We start from the raw sequence: 23,093 nt of genomic DNA on the forward strand, positions 1-23,093 counted from the left end.
CGTCGCCGGCTGCTTCTTCATGGAGAACCTCGACGCGACCATCGTGACCACGGCGGCGCCCGCCATCGCGGCCGACCTGGGCGTCGACTCCGCCGCGATCGCGATCACCGTGACCGCGTTCCTGCTCACCGTCGCGGTCCTGATCCCGGCCTCGGGCTGGCTGAGCGAGCGCTTCGGCGTGCGCCGCGTCTTCGCCCTGGCGATCGCGGTCTTCACGCTCGCGTCCCTGCTGTGCGCCCTCAGTCCGACGCTGCCGGTGCTGATCGCCGCGCGGGTGCTCCAGGGGGTCGGCGGAGCGCTCATGGTCCCGGTCGGCCGCCTCGCGGTGCTGCGGGTCACACCGCGGGAGCGCATCATCGAGGCCATCGCGATCCTGGTCTGGCCGGGGCTGGTGGCGCCGATCGTCGCTCCGTTCGTCGGCGGGCTGCTCACGACGTACGCCTCGTGGCACTGGATCTTCCTGATCAACCTGCCGCTCGGGGCGGTCGCGTTCGTCCTGGCGCTGCGCATCGTCCCCGGTGGCAGGGAGGCGGCACCGCCTCCCCTGGACGTCGTCGGCCTCGTGCTCGTCGCCGTCGGACTCGGCGCGCTCGTCGGTGCCTCGGGACTGGTCGCCGCCTCCGTCTCGGACCCGCGGGCGCTGACGCTCGCCGTCGCGGGCCTCGCGGTGACGGCGGTGGCCGTGCGGCACCTGCGCCGCGCGCCGCATCCGCTCGTCCGCCTCGACGCCTTCCGCTTCGCGACGTTCCGGGTGGCGAACGCGAGCGGATCGCTGTACCGGGCGACGATCAACGCTGTCCCGTTCCTCCTGCCGCTGCTGTTCCAGGACGCGTTCGGCTGGAGCCCGGTGCAGGCGGGATCCGTCGTGCTCGCGCTGTTCGTCGGCAATCTGGCGATCAAGCCCGCCACCACGTGGCTGCTGCGGACCCTGGGGTTCCGCACCGTGCTCGTCGTCTCGAACGCGATCGGAGTCGCGTGCATGGCGGCGATGGCGTTCCTCACTCCGGAGGTGCCGATCGCCGCGGTCGTCGCCCTGCTCGTGCTCAGCGGCGTCGCCCGCTCAGCCGGCTTCACCGCCTACAACACCGTCACCTTCGCCGAGGTGCCGGCCGAGGGGATGTCGGGCGCGAACACGCTGAGCGCGACCACGCAGCAGGTCGCGGCGGGCTTCGGCGTCGCGGTGGGCGGCGTCGCCCTCGCGGTCGGCACCCTGCTGGGCCCGGACCTCGTGCCCTACCGGTTCGCCTTCCTGGTGATCGCGGCGCTGACCCTGGTGCCGCTCGTCGCGGCGGCGCGCCTGACCCGCGACTCCGGCAGCGAGCTGACCCGCTGACGGACAGTGCCGCGGGCGGCGGAGGATCGGGCGGCGGGGGTCAGAGGGCGCCCTGCTCCGGCGTGCCCGCGGGGATCGGGACGAGGCGCACGATGCGCGGCGGCTCCTGCAGCAGGCCCTCGAGCGAGGCGTTCAGGCGCGCGACCGGCTCGCCCGCGCCGTGGGCGTCGAGCTCGGCCGCGCTGGTCCACTTCTCGATCATCACAACGGTGCCGTCGGGCGCGTCGTGGATCGAGTAGAGCTCGCAGCCCGGCTCGCCGTGCACCTCGGCGATGCCCGCGCGCAGGGCGTCGACCATGCGCTCGCGAGCGCCCTCGGCGGGGGTGAAGACGACGTGGACGACGACGGGAGCGGTCATGGCGGGGTTCCTCACGGTGTGCGGGGCGGGAGCATCCACGCTACTCCGCCGGTCTACTCCGCCGGGCCGGTGCCCTCGCCGAGGCCGAGCGCCATGCCGTCGAGGAGGTCGTGCGCGGTCGACGTGACGGAGTCGAGTCCGGGCGAGGCGCTGCTCGCGGCGCGCAGGACCTCGCCCCAGATCAGCGCGCCGGCGGCGATGACGTCCTCGCGGCCCGAGCGGAGGTAGGGCAGCGCCGCGGCCCGGGCGGGGGAGAGGCGGGCGAGGTCGTCGCAGGCCGCGAGCACCTCGTCGAGCGGCAGGGTCGCCTCGAGCGCGTCCCGGTCGTACGCGCGGAGTCCGAGCGCGTGCGCGGTGACGGTGAGCACCGTGGCGGCGACTCCGACCACGCTGCGAGCGCGCGAGAGGTCGACGGAGGAGACGGCGAGCGCCGCGCGGACGTCCGCCCGCACCGCCTCCCGCTCCTGCTCGCTCGGCGACTCCGCTCGGCGGTGGCGCTCGGTCAGGCGGACGCTGCCGACGTCCATCGAGTGCGCCTGCTCGGGCGCCGCATCACCCAGGACCAGCTCCGTCGATCCGCCGCCGAGGTCGACGACGAGCACCGGGCGCGCGCTGTCGACGGCGCCGGTCGCGCCCCGGAAGGAGAGCGCGGCCTCCTCCTCGCCGGTGATCGTCTCTGGGCGCACCCCGATGATCCGCTCGACCGCGTCGAGGAAGGCGTCGCGGTCGGCCGCGTCGCGGGTGGCGGAGGTCGCGGCGAAGCGCAGCCGCGTCGCTCCGGCGTCGCGGACCAACTCGGCGTACTCGCGGGTGACGGCGAGGGTGCGCTCGAGAGCCTCCGGGTCGAAGCGGCCCGTGCGGTCGACGCCGTGCCCGAGGCGGACGAGCTCGGTGCGGCGGAGGACGTCGACGAGGCGACCGCCCTCGACGTCGGCGATCAGGAGGCGGAGGGAGTTCGTGCCGCAGTCGAAGGCGGCGACGCGTGTGGAGGCCATGCCGCCATCATCCCCGACGCTGCTCGGGCACCCGGGAGCACCGCCGCTAGCCTGGGAGGACGAGCCGAAGGAGCCCCCGTGCACGATCACCACGTCCGCGTCCACCGCAGCGAGGAGAACCTCGCACGCACCGGTCAGCTGGCCCACGCGCTCGCCGGCCTCGCCGTCGACCCGGTCGCCGTCGACGACGAGGTGGCCGAGATGGTCGTCAACCGCGTCATCGACAACGCCGCCGTCGCGACCGCCTCCCTGCTGCGCCGACCCGTCGTGGCCGCGCGCTCGCAGGCGCTCGCGCATCCCGCCTCCATCGGAGGAGAGGGCGCGGTCGTCGTCGGAGTGGATCCCGCCCGCCGCGTCTCGCCCGAGTGGGCCGCCTGGGCCAACGGCGTCGCCGTGCGCGAGCTCGACTACCACGACACGTTCCTCGCGGCCGAGTACTCGCATCCGGGCGACAACATCCCGCCGCTCGTCGCGGTCGCGCAGCACGCCGGCATCGGCGGCGCGCAGCTCGTGCGCGGCATCGTCACGGCCTACGAGGTGCAGGTCGACCTGGTCAAGGCGATCAGCCTGCATCGGCACAAGATCGACCACGTCGCCCACCTGGGCCCGTCGGCCGCCGCGGGGCTCGGCACGCTGCTCGGTCTCGACGTGGCGACGACGGAGCAGGCGATCGCGCAGGCGCTGCACACCACCACCGCCACGCGGCAGTCGCGCAAGGGCGAGATCTCGAGCTGGAAAGCCTACGCACCGGCGTTCGCGGGCAAGATGGCGATCGAGGCGGTCGACCGGGCGATGCGCGGCGAGACCAGCCCGTCGCCGATCTACGAGGGCGAGGACGGCGTGATCGCCTGGCTGCTCGACGGCGCCGACGCGTCGTACGACGTGCCGCTGCCCGACCGCGGCGAGGCCAAGCGCGCGATCCTCGACACGTACACGAAGGAGCACTCGGCCGAGTACCAGGCGCAGGCGCTGATCGACCTCGCCCGCCGGCTGCACCACTCCCACCCCGAGGCGACCGACCCCGAGCGCGTCGAGCGCATCGTGATCCACACCTCGCACCACACCCACTTCGTCATCGGCTCGGGAGCGAACGACCCGCAGAAGTACGACCCGGCGGCCTCGCGCGAGACGCTGGACCACTCCGTGCCGTACATCTTCACGGTCGCCCTGCAGGACGGCGCCTGGCACCACGTGCGCAGCTACGCCCCCGAGCGGGCGGCGCGGGCCGACACCATCGCGCTGTGGCACCGCACGACGACCGAGGAGGACGCGGAGTGGACGCGCCGCTACCACTCCGAGGACCCCGCCGAGAAGGCGTTCGGAGCGCGCGTCGAGATCCTGCTGACCGACGGCACCACGATCGTCGACGAGATCGCGGTGGCGGATGCGCATCCGCTCGGCGCCCACCCGTTCTCGCGCGAGCAGTACGTGTCGAAGTTCCGCTCGCTCGCGGCCGACGTGCTCGAGGAGCGCGAGATCGAGCGGTTCCTCGACCTCGCGCAGCGGCTGCCGGAGCTGACGCCCGAGGAGGTCGGACGGCTCACGGTGGTGGCGGCGCCGGGCGTGCTCGCGTCGGTGGAGTCGCCGCGCGGACTGTTCTAGCCCCCGTCTCCGCGAGATGCCTCTTCGGTACGCGACACGCCGGAGGCGGCGTACCGGAGTGGCATCTCGCGATGAGCGTCAGAGCAGGGCGTCCGTCAGGTGGTCCGGCGTGCCGAAGCGGTGGGCGGTGATCGAGACGGCCTGCTCGCGGACGAAGGGCAGGAGCTCGAGGCGTCCCGACTCCGTCACAGCACCGGCGTAGACCGCCAGGTCGGGGCGGCCGTCGGTGACCGAGGTCACCGCGGAGGCCGGTGCGCCGATCAGCCGCACCCGGCCCGCTCCGTGCGAGCGGACGCGACGCGACCAGGCGGCGTCGTCCTCCACGACCACGTCGGCGACCGCAGCCGTTGCGGCGGCGACCTGCGGAGGCAGTGACGTCGCGCTCGACACGACCACCGCTCCTCCGACGCCCGCCGCTGCGGCGACGACCTGCACGAGCGAGCCCACCGGCTCGCCCTCGGCCAGGCGCACCAGAACGGGGGAGCCGTACGCGAGCCGCCGGAACACATTGCGCTCGGCCGCGAGCCCGGTCACGTCGCGGGGCGCGTGCTCCGCGAGCGCCTCGGCCGCGCTGCGCGCCGTCCGCTCGACGGCTCCCGCCTCACCCGCCGACAGCTCCGCCCGGGCCGCCGCGACGATCCTCGCGGACGCAGCAGGCACCTCCGCCGTCGCCGTCGACTCGCGGGGCGACCACGTGCCGAGCCCCAGAAGGTAGTCGGGCCCGCCGGCCTTCGTGCCCGGCCCGACCGCCGACTTCTTCCACCCGCCGAACGGCTGCCGCTCGACGATCGCGCCCGTGATGCCGCGGTTCACGTAGAGGTTGCCGGCTTGGATGCTCTCGAGCCAGATGCCGATCTCGGCCGGGTCGAGCGCGTGCAGCCCGGACGTCAGGCCGTAGTCGACCTCGTTCACGAGCGCGATCGCCTCCTCGAGCGTCGGTGCGGTCATGATGCCGAGCACCGGCCCGAAGTACTCGGTGCGGTGGTACTCGGAGCCCCGGCGCACGCCGTCGCGAACGCCCGGGCTCCACAGGCGCCCGGAGTCGTCGAGCTTCCGCGGCTCGAGCAGCCAGCGCTCGCCCGCTCCGAGCTCGGTCAACCCGCGCAGCAGCTTGCCGGAGGCGGGCTCGATGACCGGGCCCATCCGCGTCGCCGGATCGGTCGGGTAGCCGACCGTCAGCGACGCGACCGCGTCGAGCAGCTGCGCGCGGAACCGCTTCGAGCGGGCCACCGAGCCGACGAGCACGACGAGCGACGCGGCCGAGCACTTCTGGCCGGCGTGCCCGAACGCGCTCGAGACGACGTCCTTGACCGCGAGGTCCAGGTCGGCCGAGGGAGTGACGATGATCGCGTTCTTGCCGCTGGTCTCGGCGAGCAGCGGGAGGTCGTGCCGGAACGAGCGGAACAGCTCCGCCGTCTCGTACGCGCCGGTGAGGATCACGCGGTCGACGGCGGGCGAGGCGACGAGGTCTGCGCCGAGCTCCTCCTCCGGGACCCGCAGCAGCAGCAGCGCCTCGCGGGGGACCCCCGCGGCCCAGAGCGCCTCGGCGACGACGGCGCCGCAGCGCGCGGTCGGGCCGGCCGGCTTGAGCACGACGGCCGACCCGGCGGCCAGGGCGGCGAGCACACCGCCGGCCGGGATCGCGACCGGGAAGTTCCACGGCGGCGCGACGAGCGTCAGCTGCGCCGGGTGGAACTCCGCGCCGTCGACCGAGTCGAGCTCGCGGGCGCGCTCGGCGTAGTAGTGCGCGAAGTCGATCGCCTCGGACACCTCCGGGTCGCCCTGGTCGAGCGTCTTGCCGGCCTCGGCCGCCATCACCTCGAGCAGGTCGGCGCGGCGCGCCTCGAGCTCCTCGCCCGCGCGGTGCAGGATCCGCGCGCGTTCGTCGCCGGGGACGCGACCCCAGGCGAGCCCGGCGTCGCGGGTCGCGGTGAGCGCCGACTCCAGCTCGGGGAGGGTGGTGAGCGTCGCGGCTTCGATGCTGTCGACGCCGAGCCGGGAGGAGGGCACCCGCGAGAGGATCGCGTCGGCCCAGTCGCGGTTCGCCGCGACGGAGGGGTCGGTGTCGGGGGTGCTGCGGAAGTCGCCGAAGCCGGGTCGGCCGCTCGCTGCGAAGCGGTCGGGGACGCGGTGCGCGGGCGGCACGGCTCCGTCGAGGGCGGCGACCGAGGCGCGGAAGCGCGCCTCCTCGCGGGCGAACAGCTCGGGCTGCGCCTCGAGCTCGAACACCGCCGACATGAAGTTCTCGCTCGACGCGCCCTCCTCCAGCCGGCGGATGAGGTACGCGATCGCGACGTCGAACTCGGCCGGGGCGACGACCGGCGTGTAGAGCAGGAGCGACCCCACGGTGCGGCGGACCGCCTCCGCCTGGCCCTGCGCCATGCCCAGCAGCATCTCGTACTCGACGCCGTCGCGGACCCCTCGCTCGCCCGCCAGCAGCCACGAGTAGGCGACGTCGAAGAGGTTGTGGCCGGCGACGCCGACCCGGACGTTGCGGATGCGCTCCGGGTGCAGCGCGTAGTCGAGCACGCGCTTGTAGTTCGTGTCCGAGTCCTGCTTCGTGCCCCAGGTCGCGAGCGGCCAGCCGTGCACCGAGGCCTCGACCTGCTCCATCGGCAGGTTCGCGCCCTTGACCACGCGCACCTTGATGCCGGCGCCGCCGCGGGCGCGACGCCCGGCGCTCCACTCCTGCAGGCGGATCATCGCCGCCAGCGCGTCGGGCAGGTACGCCTGCAGCACGATGCCGGCCTCGAGGTCGTGGAACTCGGGGCGGTCGAGCAGGCGGGTGAAGACCGCGATGGTGAGGTCGAGGTCCTTGTACTCCTCCATGTCGAGGTTGACGAACTTCGTCGGCGTCGACGCGGCGGCGCGGGCGAACAGCGGAGCGAGCTCGTCGACGATGTCGTCGACCGCCGCGTCGAAGGCCCACGGGTTGTGCGGGGCGACGGTGGAGGAGACCTTGATCGAGACGTAGTCGACGTCGTCGCGGGCGAGGAGGCGGTGCGTGCCCTCGAGGCGGCGTTGCGCTTCCTTGCGGCCGAGCACGGCCTCGCCGAGCAGGTTCATGTTGAGGCGGACGCCCTCGCGGCGGATCTTCGCGATCGCGGGGCCGAGCTTCGCGTCGGTCGCGTCGATGATGAGGTGCCCGACCATCTGCCGGAGCACACGGCGGGCGATCGGCACGACGACGTCGGGGAGGATCGGGGCCATCGCGCCGCCCAGGGCGACCGCGCCGCGCATCGGGGCGGGCAGGAACCGGGGGACGCCGCCCGCGATCGAGCGCAGCGCCGCGGCGGCGACCCGGGTGTCCTCGGGGCGGACGACCCCGTCGACGAAGCCGACGGTGAAGTCGAGACCGGCGGGGTCCTTCAGCACGCCGGCGAGCTGCGCGCCGGACGCGTCGGTGGGGATGCCGGCGGCCTCGCGGAGCCACCGGCGCACGAGCGCGACGCTCGCGTCGACGAGCCGGGGATCCACGGAGTCGGCAGAAGGCGCGGTGGTCGCGGCGGGACGTGCGGCGAGGTCGGTCACGGTGGTGCCCTTCGGCTCGTGCGCCGCGGAGTGGGCGGCGTCTCCCCTCAGTATTCGACCGGGTACCGTTGAGCAGAAGCGATCATTCCTGACCGGTACCGGTCAGCTGAGCTGATGAATCGGAGGGTCGCCGTGCTCGACGTCCGCCGCCTGGTCCTGCTGCGCGAGGTCGCCGTCCGCGGCACGCTCGCCGCCGCCGCCGAGGCCCTCGCCTACAGTCCCTCCGCCGTCTCGCAGCAGCTCAGCGTGCTCGAGCGCGAGACCGGCGTGGAGCTCCTGCGCAAGGTCGGGCGGCGGGTGCAGCTCACTCCGCAGGCCGAGATCCTCGTCGAGGCGGCGGGGGAGGTGCTGGCGCTGCTCGAGCGGGCGGAGGCGGCGCTCGCCGCGTCGGGCGAGTCGGTCACTGGGCGCGTGCGGGTCGCGGTCTTCCAGTCGGCCGCCCTGGCGCTGATGCCTCGGGCGCTGCGCTCCGCGGCCGAGCGGTTCCCCGAGGTGCGGGTCGAGATGGTGCAGCGCGAGCCGGAGGGGGCGCTGCACGAGACGTGGGCGCGCGAGTTCGACCTCGTGATCGCCGAGCAGTACCCCGGCCACTCGACCTCGTGGCTGCCCGGTCTGGTGCGGGCCGACCTGACCAGCGACGCGATCCGCCTCGCGGTGAGCCGCGACTCCGCCGTGCGGAGCCTCGCCGACGCCCGCGACGAGGCCTGGGTGATGGAGCCGCGCGGCACCGCGAGCCGCCACTTCGCCGAGCAGCTCTGCCGGGTCGCCGGCTTCGAGCCCGACGTGCGCTTCGAGACGGCCGACCTGCAGGCGCAGATCCGCCTGGCCGCCTCGGGCAACGCGGTGGCGCTGATGCCGGACCTGGTCTGGGCGGGCGGGGAGCCGGACTGCCGACTGCTCGAGCTGCCGGGAGCGCCCCGGCGCACGATCTTCACGGCGCAGCGCGAGGCGGGGCTGGCGACACCGGCGGTGCGGGTGGTGCGGGAGTGCCTGGAGGAGGCGGCGAGCGCGTACGCGTGAGGAGGAGCGCTGCTCCTCCACATCCGCTCGCCGCTGACCGCTTCCACTGATCTCGGGGACCCGGCTGCCCGGATCGCCGGACGCTGCTTCACTGCGGGCATGACATCGGACGGAGAGACCCCTGCGCCGGAGGCGCTGCTCGGTGAGGTGCGCGAGCGCGGGGATCGGGCGGCCGAACTGGCGCGCGCGGCGTCGCCGATCCTGCTGGCCTCCGCGGAGGAGCTGTACGCGGGGCACCGGACGGCGATGGCGCGGCCGGAGTCCTTCGCCCGCGGGCTCGCCGATCCCGCCTCGGACGATCTCGCCGAGCGATCGGTCAGAGCCGAGTTCGCTGTCGCCCTCGGGGTGTCCGAGCGGGCGGTCGCGCGGGAACTCGAGCATGCGGCGCTTCTGATCGAGGACCTCCCGCTCACCCGGGCGGCACTGGCGGCGGCCCGGATGCGCTGGGAGGCGGGGCAGATCATCTGCGCGATCGCGGCGACGCTGCCCGTGCAGTCCCGGCCCACCTTCGACGAGAGCGCCGCCGACCTGGCAGTGGCGATCACTCCGACGCAGCTGCGACGCGCGCTCGCCCGTCTGCGCGAGGAGCTCCACCCGGAGCCGATCACCGAGCGTCACGCTCGGGCGCGCGAGAACCGTGCCGTGTGGATCACCCCGGAGACCGACGGGATGGCGATGCTGTGCGCGCACCTGCCCGCGACGGTCGCGCTGGGCATGCACAGCAGACTCGACCGCATCGCCCGGACCCTGCGCGACGGCGTCGATCCCGACGGCGCCTCCGGCGACCCTCGGACCCTCGCGCAGCTGCGGGCCGATGCCCTCGCCGACCTCGTCTGCGACGGAGACCTCGTCGACACCACGCCCTCACCCGGCCCCGAGACCCGGCGGCGCGCCTTCGTGCCGGGGGTCCGTGCTCAGGTGCGCCTCACGGTCGCGGCGAGCACCGCCCTCGGCCTCGACGACGCGCCGGCCGAACTGGACGGCTACGGGGCCGTGCCCGCCGACTCCGCTCGTGCGCTGCTCGTCTCGACGCTCACGCGGGTGGTGACGGAGCCCGACACCGGCGCCGTGCTCTCGGTCGGGCGCACGCATCGGCTCCCGCCCGAGCGGATGCGGCTCTTCGTGCAGCTGCGTGACGAGACCTGCCGGTTCCCCGGCTGCACTCGCCCCGCCTCATCGGCCGAAGCCGACCACACCGTCGAATGGCGCCACGGGGGTGAGACCGGGCCGCACAACCTGGCCTCGCTCTGCACCGCGCACCACCACGTCCGTCACGGCGACCGCTGGACCTACGTCCTGCATCCTGACGGCACCGCCGACTGGACCACTCCTACCGGTCGGCGGGTCGTCACCCGACCGCCGGGGCTGCGCCCTGCGCGCGGTGCGCCGCTCGTTCCGCCGTCGGCGTCGCGCCCGTCGCTCGCCGGTGAGGACCCACCGGTTCTCTGACGCGCCTCGAGGCGCGGAAGCGTCCTCCCCTGCTTGCTCGCGGGGCCGAGCCGGCCGCGGGTGCTCGTGGGTGGAGATCCGTCTGCCGCCGGTTTCCGGCTCGCGCCTCACGCCGGCGCGTGCACCAGCTCCGAGATCCGGCGCTTGTACTCGTTGAACTCCGGTGCGGTGACGTCGCGCTCGCCGGTGAGGTCGATGGGCACGATCTCGCTGATGTGCCCGGGGACCCCGTGCGAGGCGCCGCCCGTCATCACGACGACGCGGTCGGCGAGGTAGACCGCCTCCTCGATCGAGTGCGTGACGAAGAGGACCGTGGTGCGCGTCTCGCGGTGGATGCGCTTGAGCTCGATCTGCAGGTCGGAGCGGGTGAGCGCGTCCAACGCGCCGAACGGCTCGTCCATCAGCAGCACCGAGGGCTCGTTGGCGAGGACTCGGGCGATCGCGACGCGCTGCTGCATGCCCCCGGAGAGCTCGCCCGGGTACCGGTCGGCGAAGCGGGTGAGCCCCACCGCCTCGATGAAGCGGTCGGTCACCTCCGCCACGGCCGCCTTGGACAGCTTCTTGCGCCGCGGTCCGTACGCCACGTTCTCGCGCACGCTCAGCCAGGGGAAGAGACCGTAGTCCTGGAACACGACGCCGCGATCGGGTCCGGGCGCCGAGACCGGGGTGCCGCCGACCTCGACGACGCCCTCGGTCGCCTCCTCGAACCCGGCGAGGATCCGCAGCAGCGTGGACTTGCCGCAGCCGCTCGCTCCGACGACGGCTACGAACTCGCCGGAGGGGATGTCGAGCGTCACGTCGGCCATGGCCAGCACGCCGCCGTTCGCCGTCTCGTAGCGCTTGACGAGGTCGAGCACGTGGACGTCCGCAGTGCGGACAGCGGGGGTCGCGACGGTCATCGGGCACTCCTCTTCTTCGAACGGGTCGTCGGACGGGCCGTCGGACGGCTCGTCGGGAGCGCGCTCACCGTCGGCAGCCCCCTCACGAGATCAGCGGCCGGCGGCCGAACAGCAGGCGGAACACCAGCAGCAGCAGCCGGTCCGAGGCGAATCCGGCGATCGCGATGCAGATCATCCCGACCACGATCAGATCGGTGCGCACCACGTCGCGGGCGAGGAAGATCGTCGAGCCCAGCCCAGTGCTCACCCCCGTGGTCTCGCTCAGCACGAGCACCACCCACGCGAGCCCGAGCCCGACGCGCATGCCGTTGACGATCGCGGCCGCGGAGGCCGGCAGCACGACCCGAGCGAGCACGCCCGCGGTCCCGGTGCCCAGCATCCGTGCCGCCTCGATCAGCCGGGGCGGCACCTGGCGCGCGCCGCTGATGGTGCCGAGCACGATCGGGAAGAACGCCGACAGCGTGATCAGGAAGATCGACGCCTGGTCGCCGTAGCCGATCAGGAGCGCCACGAGCGGCACCCACGCGGTCGCGGGCACCGGGCGGAACAGGTTGATGAACGGATCGAACAGCGAGTTCACCGTGTAGTAGCGCCCCATCAGAACGCCCAGCGGGATCGCGAGGAGCGTCGCGAGCGCGAAGCCGCCGAACACGCGCCCGGCGCTCGCCCCCAGATCGGTCCACAGCAGCCCGCTGAACGCGTCGTTCCGGAGCCCGCCGAAGGCGTAGTCGATCAGCGAGACCAGGACGTCGCCCGGGTAGGGCAGGAACGCCATCCGGATGCCGAACGGCAGCTCCCACTCGCCGGCCCGCCCGAACTGCCAGAGCAGGACGAACAGGATCGGCACCGGCAGGCCGAGCAGGAAGGTCCGCAGACCGCCGCGCCCGGGCCTGCGCCGGCGCTTCGTGGTCGCGAGCCGCTCGGTGGCGGTCGAGGGCTCCAGGGTCGTGGTCATCGTGCGGCCGATCAGGACGTCGGCGCGAACGTGGTGTCGACGACGTCCTCGATCGCGGGCGCCTCGTCGATGAAGCCGAGCTCCTGCATCTGGCCCGCGAGCGCCTCGAGCTGGCCCTGGTACTCCTCGGTCAGATCGGAGCGGAGCCAGAAGTTCTCGAGCGCCGACTCGAGCACGTCCTGGTCGCCGCCGAACTCGGCGATCATGTCGGGCAGCCACTCGTCGACGTTCTCGCTCATGTACTCGGTGGTCGCCGCGTGCGTGTCGACCACCTTCTGCACGACCTCCGGCTGCTCCTCGATCATCGCGCCGGTGGTGACGAGCCCGATGTTCACCCGGCCGATCGGAGTCGCGTACGGGTCGGCGATCTCGGTCGCGCCGGCCGCCTCCGCGATCGAGACGCCGATCTCGACGCCGAAGAAGGCGTCGATCGAGCCGCTCGTGTAGGCCGACGCCATCTCGGGCACGGGGATCGTGGTCAGCTCGAGGTCGGAGTCGGTGAGGCCCGCCTCCTCGAGGTAGTAGCGCAGGGCGACCTCCTGGGCGCTGCCCTGGATGTAGCCGACCTTCTTGCCCGCGAGGTCCTCGACGGAGGAGATGCCCTCGCCGCCGAGGAAGCCCGAGCCGCCGTCGGCGGCGGAGGCGACGATCGTCAGGTCGCGGTCCTGGGCGACGGAGGAGATGGTCGGGGTGACACCCGAGATCGCGAAGTCGATGGTCCCGGCGACGAGGGCGTCCGAGAGGGCGGGCGTGGTGTCGAGGGTGATCACCTCGAACTCGACGCCCTCCTCGGCGAACTGCTCGTAGAGGAAGGGCTGGTAGAAGTGCGGCTGGCCGCGCAGGGTGCCGACCGTCACGGTGACGCTCTCGCCGCCTCCGTCGCCCGAGTCGGTGCCGGCGTCGCTCGCGCCGGAGCAGGCGACGAGCGAGAGGGTGGCGGCCAGGGCGCTGCCCAGCGCGAGGGCGCGGACGGCGGTGCGGGAGGTGGTCGGGCGCATGGGCGGGCTCCGTCGAGGTGGGGGATGGCGCGGCCCGCCGTGCTGTCGGCGGGGCGGCCGGGTCGCCTCCTACTCAACCGCCCGCAGATGCTGGGGGGTTTCTGAGGGGTTTCGGATGTGTAAAACCCGGCCGCGTTCATCGAGGCCACCCCCGTTCGTCACCGCCCCGACCTTCTGGGGGAGGCCTCCGCAGCGCTACGGTCGCGGCATGGAGCAGGCGCGGCGCGGCGAGGTGGTGGCTCTGCCCGTCGCGGCGCTCGTGTTCGCGGCCGGCGCGGCACTGGCGTTCGGTCTGGGCGATGCCCTCGAGGCCGTCTCGGACGAGGCGTTCGCGCTGTCCTGGATCCTCGGCTGGGCGCTGCTGGCGTGGTCGGCCCTGCTCGGCGTCCTCGCCGTCGCGCTGCTCGCCGCGCGGCGACCGCTCTCGCGGGCGGGCCTGGGAGTCTGCGTCGCCGCGGTCGCGGTGATCGCGGTCGTCGCGGCGACGCATCCGCTCGTCGGGTCGGGCGCCGGCGCCGGCTGAGCCGTCGCGGGTCAGACTCCCCAGTTGAGGAAGGGCGCGCGGATGCCCGACACCGTCACCTCGTCCTCCGCCAGCACGCCCACGGTGTGCGTCAGCTCGACGCCGTCGAGCGTGCCGACCGGTGTGGTGTCGAAGGTGAAGAGCCCGGGGGCGCCCTCCTGGACGCTGTCGGGGTGCTCGGCGCGCACCTCCTCGGCGGCGTCGCCCACCGCCACTCCGGCGAGGGTGCTGATCGCGACGTCGCCGACCGCGGGGGCGTTCGCGGCGAGGAGGAAGTCCGGCTCGGGGTACTTCGTCTCCGGACCCCCTGCGTCGTAGACCTCGGTGTCCTTGAAGTCGAAGCCGGGCCAGCTCGAGTTCCGGGTGCGGTAGCCCTCGTAGGGGATGTCGTCGGATTCCGCGGGGGCGCTGCCGAAGGCCTCGGTGAGAGCGGCCACCGCACCCGTGCCGTCGCGGTACTCCCACGTGCCCAGCTCGGTGCCGTCGGCGTCGACCAGCGAGAACGAGGTGGGGCCGATCAGCAGGCTCGCGGCGTCTGCGGCGGTGGGGGTCGGGATCGCGGTCGGGATGGCCGAGGCGGAGGCGGGAGCCGTCGTGCCAGCGGTGGGCGTCGCGGTCGACCCCGGCGCACCCGTCGCGGAGCCGGTCGGCTCGGCCACCGGATCGGCGGAGGGGGTGCAGCCGGTCAGGCCGGTCAGAGCGGCGAGTGCGGCAGCGCCCAGGAGCGTGCGGGAGCGGAGGTGCATGGCGGAGGACCCCTCGGGAGCGGACGACGGAGGCGCGGACCGTCCCCCTGACCTCATCCTCGGTCCTGTCGCGGAGAAGTCGGCACTGGATCCTGTAACGATCCGGATCCGCCGTCCACCCCTGTCGCCGCGAGCGGGCACGCGGTCGACTGGCTGCGGCTCGCGCTCCGCGGGCACTGCGAGGAAGAAGGACCGCATGACCACCTGGCTCATCACCGGCTGCTCCACCGGACTCGGGCGCGCGCTCGCACAGGCCGTCCTGGCGCACGGCGACAGCGTCGTCGTCACCGCGCGCGACGTCGACTCCGTCCGGGACATCGCCGAGCCGTACCCCGGGACAGCGCTCGCCGTCGCCCTCGACGTCACCGACGAGGCGCAGGTCGCCGCCGCGGTCCGTGCCGCCGAGGAGCGGTTCGGGCAGGTCGACGTGCTCGTCAACAACGCCGGCTACGGCTACCGTGCGGCCGTGGAGGAGGGCGACGAGGACGACGTGCAGCGCCTCTTCGACACGCAGCTCTTCGGCTCCGTGCGCACGATCAAGGCGGTGCTGCCCGGGATGCGCTCGCGCCGCTCCGGCACGATCGTGAACCTCTCGTCGATCGGCGCGCGGATCTCGCCGGAGGGGTCGGGCTACTACGCCGCCGTCAAGGCGGCGATCGAGGCGCTGACGCTCTCGCTCCGCAAGGAGGTCGCGCCGCTGGGGATCCGCGCCTTCTCGGTCGAGCCCGGCGGCTTCCGCACCGACTTCGCGGGGCGGTCGCTCACGCAGTCGTCCGAGCCGATCGCCGACTACGCCGAGACGGCGGGCAAGCGCCGCAAGGAGCACGACACCGTGCACGGCACCCAGGCAGGCGATCCGGAGCGGGCGGCGGCCGCGCTGATCCGGGTCGTCGGATCGGAGTCGACCCCGTCGCTCCTCCTGCTCGGCAACGACGCGCAGGACGCGTTCCGCGCCGCGCTCGACGCGCTGCGGGCGGACGCCGACGAGTGGGAGCAGCTGAGCAGGAGCACCGACTTCGACTGACGGAGCAGCGGCACCGAGCAGGCGGAGCCGTCAGCCCGCCGCCTCCTCGAAGGGGAAGACGAGCAGGGTCGAGGTGGCCGTCGCGACCAGGCGCCCCTGGGAGTCGGTGACCCGCGCCTCGGCGAACGCGACGCGCCGGCCCGGCTTCACGACAGTGCCGATCGCGAGCAGCTCGCCACTGTCGCGGTGCACGCCGCGGAGGTAGCTGACCGTCAGGTCGAGCGAGGTGTAGCCGACTCCTGCGGGCAGCGTCGACTGCACGGCGCAGCCCGCGGCGGAGTCGAGGGCCGTGCAGACGAAGCCGCCGTGCACCAGCCCGATCGGGTTGTAGTGCGACTCGTCCGGTCGGCAGCGGAAGACGACGCGGCCCTCCTCGACCTCGGCCAGGTCGGTGTTCATCAGCGCGGTGATCGGCGGGGGCGGGATCGTGCCGTCCTTCATCGCGCGGAGGTGCTCGAGTCCGCTCATCCGCCTCGCCGCCTCCGCCGTGGCCATCGGATCGTGCCAGGTGATCGTCCTGCTGCGCTCGTCGCTCATGGTCGTCCCTCCTCGCCACGTCGTCGTGGGTCGCGAACGCACCCTACGCCCGCGACCGCGCCGCTACGCCGACTCGCGTCGGACGAACTCCGTCGCCAGCTGCACGTGGGCCGGCTGCTCGCCGTCGATCTCGGCGAGCAGCAGCCGGGTCATCTCGCGCGCGATCCGCTCGAACGGCTGGCGCATCGTCGTGATCGCGGGAGTCGCGGCGCTCGCCGCGGGACTGTCGTCGAAGCCGCCGACGGCGACGTCCTCGGGCACGCGACGACCCGCGGCGAGCAGCACGGTGAGGGCACCGGCGGCCATCCGGTCGTTCGCGGCGAAGACGGCGTCGACGCCGGGGGAGGACTCGAGCAGTCGGGTCATCGCCTCCGCGCCGCTGCGCTCGGACCAGTCGCCGTACTCCACCTGTCCCGCCGCCGCCTCGCCGAGCGCGTCCCGGTAGCCGTCCACCCGGAGGGAGGCGCCGAGGCGGTCGTCCGGCCCGGCGATCATGGCGGGGCTGCGGCGGCCGAGGCTCAGCAGGTGCTCCGTCATGCGGCGGGCGCCCTCGCGATCATCGGCCGCGACCCAGCCCGCGCCGCCGCCGCGGCGGTCGGGAGTGCCGCAGCAGACGACGGGCATGCCCGCGGCGCTCAGCTCGTCGAGGAGGGTGAGGTCGCGGCTCCACGACACGAGCATCACTCCGTCGATCTGCCCGGTGCCGAGGAAGTCGAGGGCGTGCCGCTTCGAGGCGTCGTCGGCGGCGAGGAGGAGGACCATCGCGTGGCCCTGCTCCGCCAGCGCCTTCGAGACGTGGGTGAGCAGGACGGCGACGTTGGGGTCGGCGAAGAGGCGCTCGACGTCCTCGCCGAGCACGAAGGCGATCGCTCCGGCGCGGCGGCGGCGCAGGCCCCGGGCGTGCGCGTTCGCCCGGTAGCCGGTGCGCCGCACGGCCGCGTCGACGGCGCGCTGCGCGTCGGGACTCACCCACTTGCCGCCGTTCAGTGCGCGCGAGACGGTGCCGCGGGAGACGCCGGCGGCGGCGGCGACGTCGTCGATGGTGGGGCGCCGCGGAGGATCGCCGACGGGGGTCATCGCCCCAGTGTAGGCACCGCGCGCACCTGGAAACGATCACAGTCGCCGCGCAGTCATCGGCACGGCTTGCGCCACCGAATCGGGCTTTCGACACTGGGAGCGATGACAGCTAGCCTGACCGGGCACCCGCCGCTCACCGCGGGCAGCGAGCCGATCCGAAGGAGCATCAGGGATGACCGACCGCGCCGACACCGCCGACCGTTCCGACACCGCCGGCACCGGCACCGCCGCCTCCGCTCCGGGGGCTCCCGCCGTGACCGCCACCGTCCGGCACGTCCCGTGGGAGCGCGAGCGGCACGAGCCGCCGATGAGCACCGTCGAGGACCCGCACTCCCGCTACCGCCTCACCGATCGGTCCGTCCTCCGCGACGGCCGCCCCTTCGTCCCGGTCTCGGGCGAGTTCCACCTCACCCGCGTGCCGCGCGAGCGCTGGGAGGAGCGCCTGCGTCTGATGCGCGCGGGCGGCGTGAGCGTCGTCGCCTTCTACGTCATCTGGATCCACCACGAGAGCGTGCGCGGCGAGCGCCGCTTCGACGGCGACCGCGACGTGGCCGCCTTCGTCGATCTCTGCGCCGCGATCGGCCTCGACGTCGTGCTGCGCATCGGGCCGTGGGCGCACGGCGAGGTCCGCAACGGCGGCTTCCCCGACTGGGTGCAGGAGGCGCCGGTCGCGCACCGCACCGACGACCCCGGGTACCTCGCGCTGGTCGAGCCCTGGTACGCCGCGATCGGCGAGCAGCTCGCCTCCCGCTGCGGTCCCGACAGCCCGGTCGTCGCGATCCAGCTCGAGAACGAGCTCTACGACCAGCCCGAGCACCTGCGCACTCTGAAGCGGATGGCGCGCGCGGCCGGTCTCTCGGCTCCGATCTGGACTGCGACCGGCTGGGGCGGCGCGGACCTGCCGACCGACGAGGTCATGCCCGTGTTCGGCGGCTACCCCGACGGCTTCTGGCTCGATCACGACCAGCCGTGGGACGACACGTTCCGCGAGCACTTCTTCTTCTCGCACGTCTGGGACGACCCGGGAATCGGCGCCGATCTGCGCCAGGGCGTCGCGCTCGAGGCGCCGCGCACCCCGTCCGAGCTCTACCCGGCCGCGACCTGCGAGCTCGGCGGCGGCATGGCGCTCGCCTACCAGCGGCGCCCGCGGGTCGAGGCGCTCGACGTCGCCGCGGTGGCGCACGACAAGATCGGCAACGGCTCCGCCTGGCAGGGCTACTACATGTTCGCCGGCGGCCGGAATCCGGGGCCGGACCTGCAGGAGTCGCAGGCGACGGGCTACCCGAACGACATGGCCGTCTTCGACTACGACTTCCGCGCGCCGATCGGAGCGACGGGCCGCACGTCCGCGAGCTTCGGCCTGCTGCGCCGTCAGCACGCGATGCTCGCGGCCTTCGGCGCGACGCTCGCCGAGATGCCGTCGAGCCTGCCCGACGTGCGGCCGGAGGGGGTGCGCGATGCGACGACGCTGCGCTGGGCCCTGCGGAGCGACGGCACGAGCGGTGTCGTCCTCATCACGTGGCACCAGCCGCACGAGCCCCTCGCCGATCACCCGGGGGTGCGGTTCGAGGTCGTGCTGGAGGAGCGGACCGTGCTCTTCCCGGACGAGCCAGTGCGGATCCCCGTGGGCACGATCGCGCACTGGCCCGTCGGGCTCGTGCTCGGCGGAGTCGAGCTGGAGTGGGCGACCGCGTCGCTGCTCGCGGTGCTCGAGGGCGAGCGGCCGACGCTGGTGCTCGTCGCGGAGGAGGGCATCGCCCCCGAGCTGCGCTTCGCGGACGGGACGGCCCTGATCGTCGACGGCGCCGAGGTCGACGGTGCCGCGGTCGACGCTGCCGCGGTCGACCGTCCGCTCCTCCGTCTCGACGGCGACGAGCCGGTGCTCGTCACCGCCGACGGGGCACTCGACGTCCTCGTCCTGCCCGCCGCGATCGGCGCCGAGGCCTGGGCGCTCGACGGCGACTCCGGGGTGCGGCTCGTGCTCAGCGCGGAACCGCTGTGGACGGACGCCGAGGGGCGGCTGGTCTCGGACGGCGCCGCGGTGCGCCCGGCACCGCGCGAGTACCGCGACGGGACGTTCGTGGCGGCGACCGGCTCCGTCGACGCCCCGGCGGACGCGCCGTCGGTGCGCCCCGTGGTCCTCGAGGAGCTGCGCCCGGCGGGCTCGCCGCCCGCGTCCTACGGCGGTCGCGACGGCCGCGCCGCGGCGCCCCGCGACTCCGACTTCGCCGCCCACGCCTCGGCTCACCGCCTCGTCCTGCCCGACCCGTCGGCGCGGGCCGTCCGCCGGGAGCTCGAGATCGACTGGGCGGGCGACGTCGCCCGGGTGCTCGTCGACGGCGTCCTGCGCGCCGACCGCTTCTGGAACGCCGACGGCTGGGTCCTCGACCTGGACGACCTGGGCGTCGGCCCCGACTCGGAGGTCGTCGTCGAGATCCTGCCCCTCGCGCGCGGCGCCGAGGTGCGGCTCCCGGACGACGCCGAGGCCCTCCGCGGGGCGTCGGAGGAACCCCTGCACGAGCTCGGCGCGACGCGGGTGGTCGACGTCTTCCGGTGGACGCAGGCCCGACCGGAGTGACGCGGGGTCTCGATACACACGATCGTCGATATGATCCGTTCATGACGACAGAAGCAGCTGCTGTCCTGAAGGATGCGCGACAGCGGTCCGGTCTGCAGCAGGCTGAGCTCGCGGCGCGGGCCGGAGTCCCTCAGAGCATGATCAGCGCCTACGAGAACGGACTGCGCGAGCCGACGCTGCCGACGTTGCGCCGCCTCCTCTCCGCAGCCGGATTCGGGCTCGCCCTCGCCCTCGAGCAGGATCCCTCCTCCCCGGCGCCGCTCTCCGGTCCCGTCGGTCGGCGGGTGCGGCAGCGGCGTGCGCAGATGAGGCGGGTGCTGCGCGACCGCGGCATCGTCGGGGCGCGGATCTTCGGCTCGACCGCCCGCGGCGACGACCGCTCGGACAGCGACGTCGACCTGCTGATCGAGGTGCCGGCAGGGATGGGGCTCCTCGCGCTGCTGTCGCTCCAGCACGAGCTCGAAGACATCGTCAGGGCTCCGGTCGACCTCGTGCCGACCGACGGTCTCAAAGAGCACCTGCGTCCTGCGGTGGACACCGATTCGATCCCGCTGTGAGCCGGGAGCCGCTGCACCGCCTCGAGGACGTCCTCGTCGCCGTCTCCGCGATCGAGGACCATCTGTCCCGCGGAGATCTGGACGACGGCCTCGTCTTCGATGCTGTGCGGATGCGCCTGGTCGAGATCGGCGAGGCGGTGAAGGATCTGCCCGCCGATCTCCTCGCCACCGAGACAGGAGTGCCCTGGCGCGAGGTCACGGGAATGCGCGACCGGCTCGCACATCGTTGTTTCGACACGACCCACGCGGTCGTGCGGGCGACGGTCGACTCCGAGCTCCCCGCCCTGCGGGCGGCGGTCGAGCGGCTGATGTCGACAGCCGACCCGAGCAGCACCTGACGCCCGCTCAGGCCGCGAGCATCCGCTCCGCCGTGCGCAGCGACAGCGCCATCGTGGCCAGCGCCGGGTTCGCGATCAGCGCGCTCGGGAAGACCGAGTTGTCGCAGATCCAGAGGTTCGGCACGTCGAAGCTGCGGCCGTCCGGATCGACCACCGCGTCGGCCGCATCGGACCCCATCCGGCACGTGCCGAGGGTGTGCGCGGTGCGGGCGAGCACGCGCGTGCTCGTCGCTCCTGCCGCCTCGACGATGGCGGTGAGCGTGCGGATCGCGTGCCGGTCGATCGCCTCCTCGTTCGTGCCCGGTGAGAACGAGATCAGCGCCTTGGGAACGCCGTGCTCGTCGAGTTCGCCGGTCAGCTCGAGGCGGTTGCCGTCCGACGGCAGGCACTCGGCGTTGATCCCGACGCCCGCCAGGAACCGGTAATCGTCGAGCGCGCCCATCAGGTCGCGCCCCCACAGCCCGCCGCCGCGCACGAGGGTCGTGGCGAGGGTGAGCGGCATCACGCCCAGGCTCTGGACGAGGTACCCGCCTGCGAAGTCGGCGTCGGCCGGCCGCACGGTGTCCTCCGAGATGACGGAGGAGGGGTAGCCGCGGTAGCTGCGCATCTCGTTCTCGAAGGTGCCCCAGACCTGCACCGCCCCGTGCGCGAGGAAGTTCCGGCCGACCTGGCCGCTGCTGTTCGCGACTCCCGTGTGCAGCAGCAGGCGCGGCGTCTCGACGCCGCCGGCGGCCAGCACGAGGGCGGAGCAGCGCTGCCGGCGCTCGACCCCGTCCGCGGTGTAGAGCACAGCGCTCACGCGACCGGCGGCGTCGAGCTCGATGCCGTGCACGAACGAGTCCGCCCGGATCTCGGCACCGGCCCGCACCGCCGCGGGCAGGTACGTCGTGTCCATGCTCGCCTTGGCGCCCGTGCGGCAGCCCTGGTGGCACTGGCCGCAGCCCACGCATGCGGGACGCTCGCCGTGGTCCTGCTGGTGCCTGCTTTCGCTGAGGACCGCCGCCGGGGCGTCGACCGCCCGCATCCCGAGCTCGGCGCAGCCGCGCAGCATCATGTCGGCGGACGCGTTGCGGTCGACGGGACCCTGCAGATAGCGCCGCGACGGGTCCCACGGGTAGTCGGCGGGCCCCGAGACTCCGATCGTCGCCTCCACCCGCTCGAGGTACGGAGTGAGCTCGGCGTGCGCGATCGGCCAGTCGCGGCCGAGGCCCGACTCCGTCCGCAGCAGCAGATCGCGCGGGTCGGGGCGCGGAGTGAACGCGCCCCAGTGCAGGGTCGATCCGCCCACGCCGCGGCCGCTGTTGTTCGGGCCGAAGGCGGTGGGGGCGTCGCCCCCGCTCAGGCGCTCCTGCATCCAGTTGATCTCGGTCGCCACGGTCTCGTCGGACGTGTGACTCGTCGCGTCGAGGTTCGGGCCGGCCTCGAGGGCGACGACGCGCAGGCCCCGGGCGGCGAGGGTCGCGAGCAGCGGGGCCCCTCCGGCGCCGGTGCCGACGACGACGACGTCGACGGTCTCGTCGAGATCGAAGCGGCGCATGCCGGTGGTGTTCATCGCGGGCTCCTCGCCGTCGGCTCCCAGTCGTCGCGCTGATCCGCACCGAGGGAGCGGAAGCCCGTGAGGGGGAGGGTGTCGCCACCGGAGGCGTAGCCGTCGTAGCCGACGCGCGCCATGCTCGCCGGGTGGGCGAGCCACTGGCGCACGAGGTCGACGCGGCAGTCCTCGAACCAGGCGGCGAGCTGCTCCGGAGTGAGGGTGCCGGTGGGGCCGGAGCCGTCGGCGACCGCGGTCAGCAGAGCGTCCTGCTCCGCAGCGGGGAGCGACGCGAGGGAGGCCAGCGCGTCGAGCCCGTGCACGTACGCGATCGGGTCAGCAGGCAGTGCGGCGTTGCGCCAGCCGTCGCCGAGACCGTCGGCCAGCTGGGCGTCGACGCGGGCGGCGAGGTCGATGCGGCCCGGCCGGTCGTCCTGCGGCACCACTCGGTCGGCGACCGCGCGCAGCGTCGCGAGCCGGTCGTCCGAGAGGGAGCGGGGCGCGTACCCCGGATCGTCGGCCAGCAGGCGCTGGGCGAGCAGGGCCCGCACGCGGGTGCTGGTGCGGGCCGAGGCGATGGCGCGGGAGACGTCGGCCGGCACTGCGGGGCCGGTGCCCGCCCGCTCGAGCCAGAACGCCCGGATCGCCGCCCCGACCGACGGCGTGCCCGCCTCGAGGGTCAGCGTCGGCACGGCGGCCGGGACGTCGTCCTCGGCGGTCGCAGGGTCCTCCCGGGCGCCGGGGAGCAGCACGAGCCCGGCGAGTCCGAAGAGCCCCGATCGTCCCGAGAGCGTGCGGGAGGCGACGATCGAGGCGGTCCGCGCCGCTCGGCCCCCGCCCGCGATCATCCATCGGGGCGAGCCGTGCTCGCGGATCGCGCGGATGACCGCGGCGGTGGTCGCGGGCGCGTCGAGGGCGACGACGTGGACGTCCGCGGCGAGCTCCTCCGCGAGACGGCCGACCCCCGGGACGCCCGTATCGAGCACGACGAAGAGGGTGGCGCGCGCGGGTGCTGCGCTCGAAGGCATGGGGCTCCTCGAGG

20 protein-coding genes are annotated in these 23,093 nt (G+C 73.9%); 9 read left to right on the forward strand and 11 right to left on the reverse strand.

Annotation, left to right across the window (positions count from 1 at the left end; all coding sequences use genetic code 11):
- A partial coding sequence (locus IOC53_RS16475; protein WP_207407411.1) for an MFS transporter occupies positions 1-1,333 on the forward strand: 1,333 nt, incomplete at its 5' end.
- Positions 1,334-1,373: 40 nt separating this feature from the next.
- Here the strand turns inward: IOC53_RS16475 and IOC53_RS16480 are convergent.
- Both IOC53_RS16480 and IOC53_RS16485 read right to left on the reverse strand, forming a co-directional pair.
- A complete protein-coding gene (locus IOC53_RS16480; protein ID WP_207407413.1) occupies positions 1,374-1,691 on the reverse strand; it encodes a putative quinol monooxygenase in 318 nt (105 codons plus the stop codon).
- A 53-nt stretch (positions 1,692-1,744) separates the two neighbouring features.
- Positions 1,745-2,686, reverse strand: a complete 942-nt coding sequence (locus IOC53_RS16485) for an exopolyphosphatase (protein ID WP_207407415.1) — start codon at positions 2,684-2,686, stop codon at positions 1,745-1,747.
- A 78-nt stretch (positions 2,687-2,764) separates the two neighbouring features.
- Here IOC53_RS16485 and IOC53_RS16490 point away from each other — a divergent pair, with 78 nt between their 5' ends.
- On the forward strand, positions 2,765-4,288 hold the full coding sequence (locus IOC53_RS16490) for an MmgE/PrpD family protein (RefSeq protein ID WP_207407416.1): 1,524 nt from the start codon (positions 2,765-2,767) through the stop codon (positions 4,286-4,288).
- Positions 4,289-4,366: 78 nt separating this feature from the next.
- Here IOC53_RS16490 and IOC53_RS16495 read toward each other — a convergent pair whose 3' ends face one another.
- Entirely contained in the window at positions 4,367-7,819 is a 3,453-nt protein-coding gene (locus tag IOC53_RS16495; protein WP_207407417.1) for a bifunctional proline dehydrogenase/L-glutamate gamma-semialdehyde dehydrogenase, read from the reverse strand.
- 132 nt (positions 7,820-7,951) lie between these two features.
- Here IOC53_RS16495 and IOC53_RS16500 point away from each other — a divergent pair, with 132 nt between their 5' ends.
- Both IOC53_RS16500 and IOC53_RS16505 read left to right on the forward strand, forming a co-directional pair.
- Positions 7,952-8,839: a LysR family transcriptional regulator gene (locus tag IOC53_RS16500; protein WP_207407438.1), complete on the forward strand. Its 888-nt coding sequence runs from the start codon at positions 7,952-7,954 to the stop codon at positions 8,837-8,839.
- A gap of 99 nt (positions 8,840-8,938) precedes the next feature.
- Entirely contained in the window at positions 8,939-10,288 is a 1,350-nt protein-coding gene (locus tag IOC53_RS16505) for an HNH endonuclease signature motif containing protein (RefSeq protein ID WP_207407418.1), read from the forward strand.
- A gap of 107 nt (positions 10,289-10,395) precedes the next feature.
- Here IOC53_RS16505 and IOC53_RS16510 read toward each other — a convergent pair whose 3' ends face one another.
- The 3 genes from IOC53_RS16510 to IOC53_RS16520 all read right to left on the reverse strand — a co-directional run bounded on the left by IOC53_RS16510 (position 10,396) and on the right by IOC53_RS16520 (position 13,140).
- The gene (locus IOC53_RS16510; RefSeq protein WP_207407419.1) at positions 10,396-11,187 is read right to left on the reverse strand and encodes an ABC transporter ATP-binding protein; all 792 of its coding nucleotides are present in this window, start codon (positions 11,185-11,187) and stop codon (positions 10,396-10,398) included.
- Positions 11,188-11,269: 82 nt separating this feature from the next.
- Positions 11,270-12,142, reverse strand: a complete 873-nt coding sequence (locus tag IOC53_RS16515; protein WP_207407420.1) for an ABC transporter permease — start codon at positions 12,140-12,142, stop codon at positions 11,270-11,272.
- Positions 12,143-12,153: 11 nt separating this feature from the next.
- On the reverse strand, positions 12,154-13,140 hold the full coding sequence (locus IOC53_RS16520; protein ID WP_207407421.1) for an ABC transporter substrate-binding protein: 987 nt from the start codon (positions 13,138-13,140) through the stop codon (positions 12,154-12,156).
- A gap of 208 nt (positions 13,141-13,348) precedes the next feature.
- Here IOC53_RS16520 and IOC53_RS16525 point away from each other — a divergent pair, with 208 nt between their 5' ends.
- Positions 13,349-13,663 carry a hypothetical protein gene (locus tag IOC53_RS16525; RefSeq protein ID WP_207407423.1) on the forward strand — a complete coding sequence of 105 codons (315 nt, stop codon included), beginning with the start codon at positions 13,349-13,351 and terminating at the stop codon, positions 13,661-13,663.
- A gap of 11 nt (positions 13,664-13,674) precedes the next feature.
- On the opposite strand, the gene IOC53_RS16530 is transcribed toward IOC53_RS16525, so the two are convergent.
- A complete protein-coding gene (locus IOC53_RS16530) occupies positions 13,675-14,409 on the reverse strand; it encodes a hypothetical protein (RefSeq protein WP_207407425.1) in 735 nt (244 codons plus the stop codon).
- 196 nt (positions 14,410-14,605) lie between these two features.
- On the opposite strand from IOC53_RS16530, the gene IOC53_RS16535 reads away from it, so the two are divergent.
- Positions 14,606-15,433 carry an oxidoreductase gene (locus IOC53_RS16535; RefSeq protein WP_207407426.1) on the forward strand — a complete coding sequence of 276 codons (828 nt, stop codon included), beginning with the start codon at positions 14,606-14,608 and terminating at the stop codon, positions 15,431-15,433.
- 30 nt (positions 15,434-15,463) lie between these two features.
- On the opposite strand, the gene IOC53_RS16540 is transcribed toward IOC53_RS16535, so the two are convergent.
- Together IOC53_RS16540 and IOC53_RS16545 are read right to left on the reverse strand one after the other, a co-directional pair.
- Positions 15,464-16,012: a PaaI family thioesterase gene (locus tag IOC53_RS16540; RefSeq protein WP_374070877.1), complete on the reverse strand. Its 549-nt coding sequence runs from the start codon at positions 16,010-16,012 to the stop codon at positions 15,464-15,466.
- 21 nt (positions 16,013-16,033) lie between these two features.
- The gene (locus IOC53_RS16545) at positions 16,034-17,047 is read right to left on the reverse strand and encodes a LacI family DNA-binding transcriptional regulator (RefSeq protein ID WP_207407428.1); all 1,014 of its coding nucleotides are present in this window, start codon (positions 17,045-17,047) and stop codon (positions 16,034-16,036) included.
- Between the two features lie 172 nt (positions 17,048-17,219).
- On the opposite strand from IOC53_RS16545, the gene IOC53_RS16550 reads away from it, so the two are divergent.
- The 3 genes from IOC53_RS16550 to IOC53_RS16560 are packed head-to-tail and all read left to right on the forward strand — an operon-like array spanning position 17,220 to position 20,520.
- Positions 17,220-19,625, forward strand: a complete 2,406-nt coding sequence (locus IOC53_RS16550) for a beta-galactosidase (protein WP_207407429.1) — start codon at positions 17,220-17,222, stop codon at positions 19,623-19,625.
- Positions 19,626-19,666: 41 nt separating this feature from the next.
- On the forward strand, positions 19,667-20,182 hold the full coding sequence (locus tag IOC53_RS16555) for an XRE family transcriptional regulator (protein ID WP_207407430.1): 516 nt from the start codon (positions 19,667-19,669) through the stop codon (positions 20,180-20,182).
- Positions 20,179-20,520 carry a HepT-like ribonuclease domain-containing protein gene (locus IOC53_RS16560; RefSeq protein ID WP_207407431.1) on the forward strand — a complete coding sequence of 114 codons (342 nt, stop codon included), beginning with the start codon at positions 20,179-20,181 and terminating at the stop codon, positions 20,518-20,520. The genes IOC53_RS16555 and IOC53_RS16560 overlap by 4 nt, the downstream gene beginning before the upstream one ends.
- Positions 20,521-20,527: 7 nt before the next feature.
- Here the strand turns inward: IOC53_RS16560 and IOC53_RS16565 are convergent, their stop codons facing one another.
- Entirely contained in the window at positions 20,528-22,072 is a 1,545-nt protein-coding gene (locus IOC53_RS16565; RefSeq protein WP_207407433.1) for a GMC family oxidoreductase, read from the reverse strand.
- Positions 22,069-23,079, reverse strand: a complete 1,011-nt coding sequence (locus IOC53_RS16570; protein WP_207407436.1) for a gluconate 2-dehydrogenase subunit 3 family protein — start codon at positions 23,077-23,079, stop codon at positions 22,069-22,071. The genes IOC53_RS16565 and IOC53_RS16570 overlap by 4 nt, the downstream gene beginning before the upstream one ends.
- Between the last annotated feature and the right edge of the window lie 14 nt (positions 23,080-23,093).

It is taken from the genome of Rathayibacter sp. SD072, from assembly GCF_017355185.1.
GTDB lineage: Bacteria > Actinomycetota > Actinomycetes > Actinomycetales > Microbacteriaceae > Rathayibacter.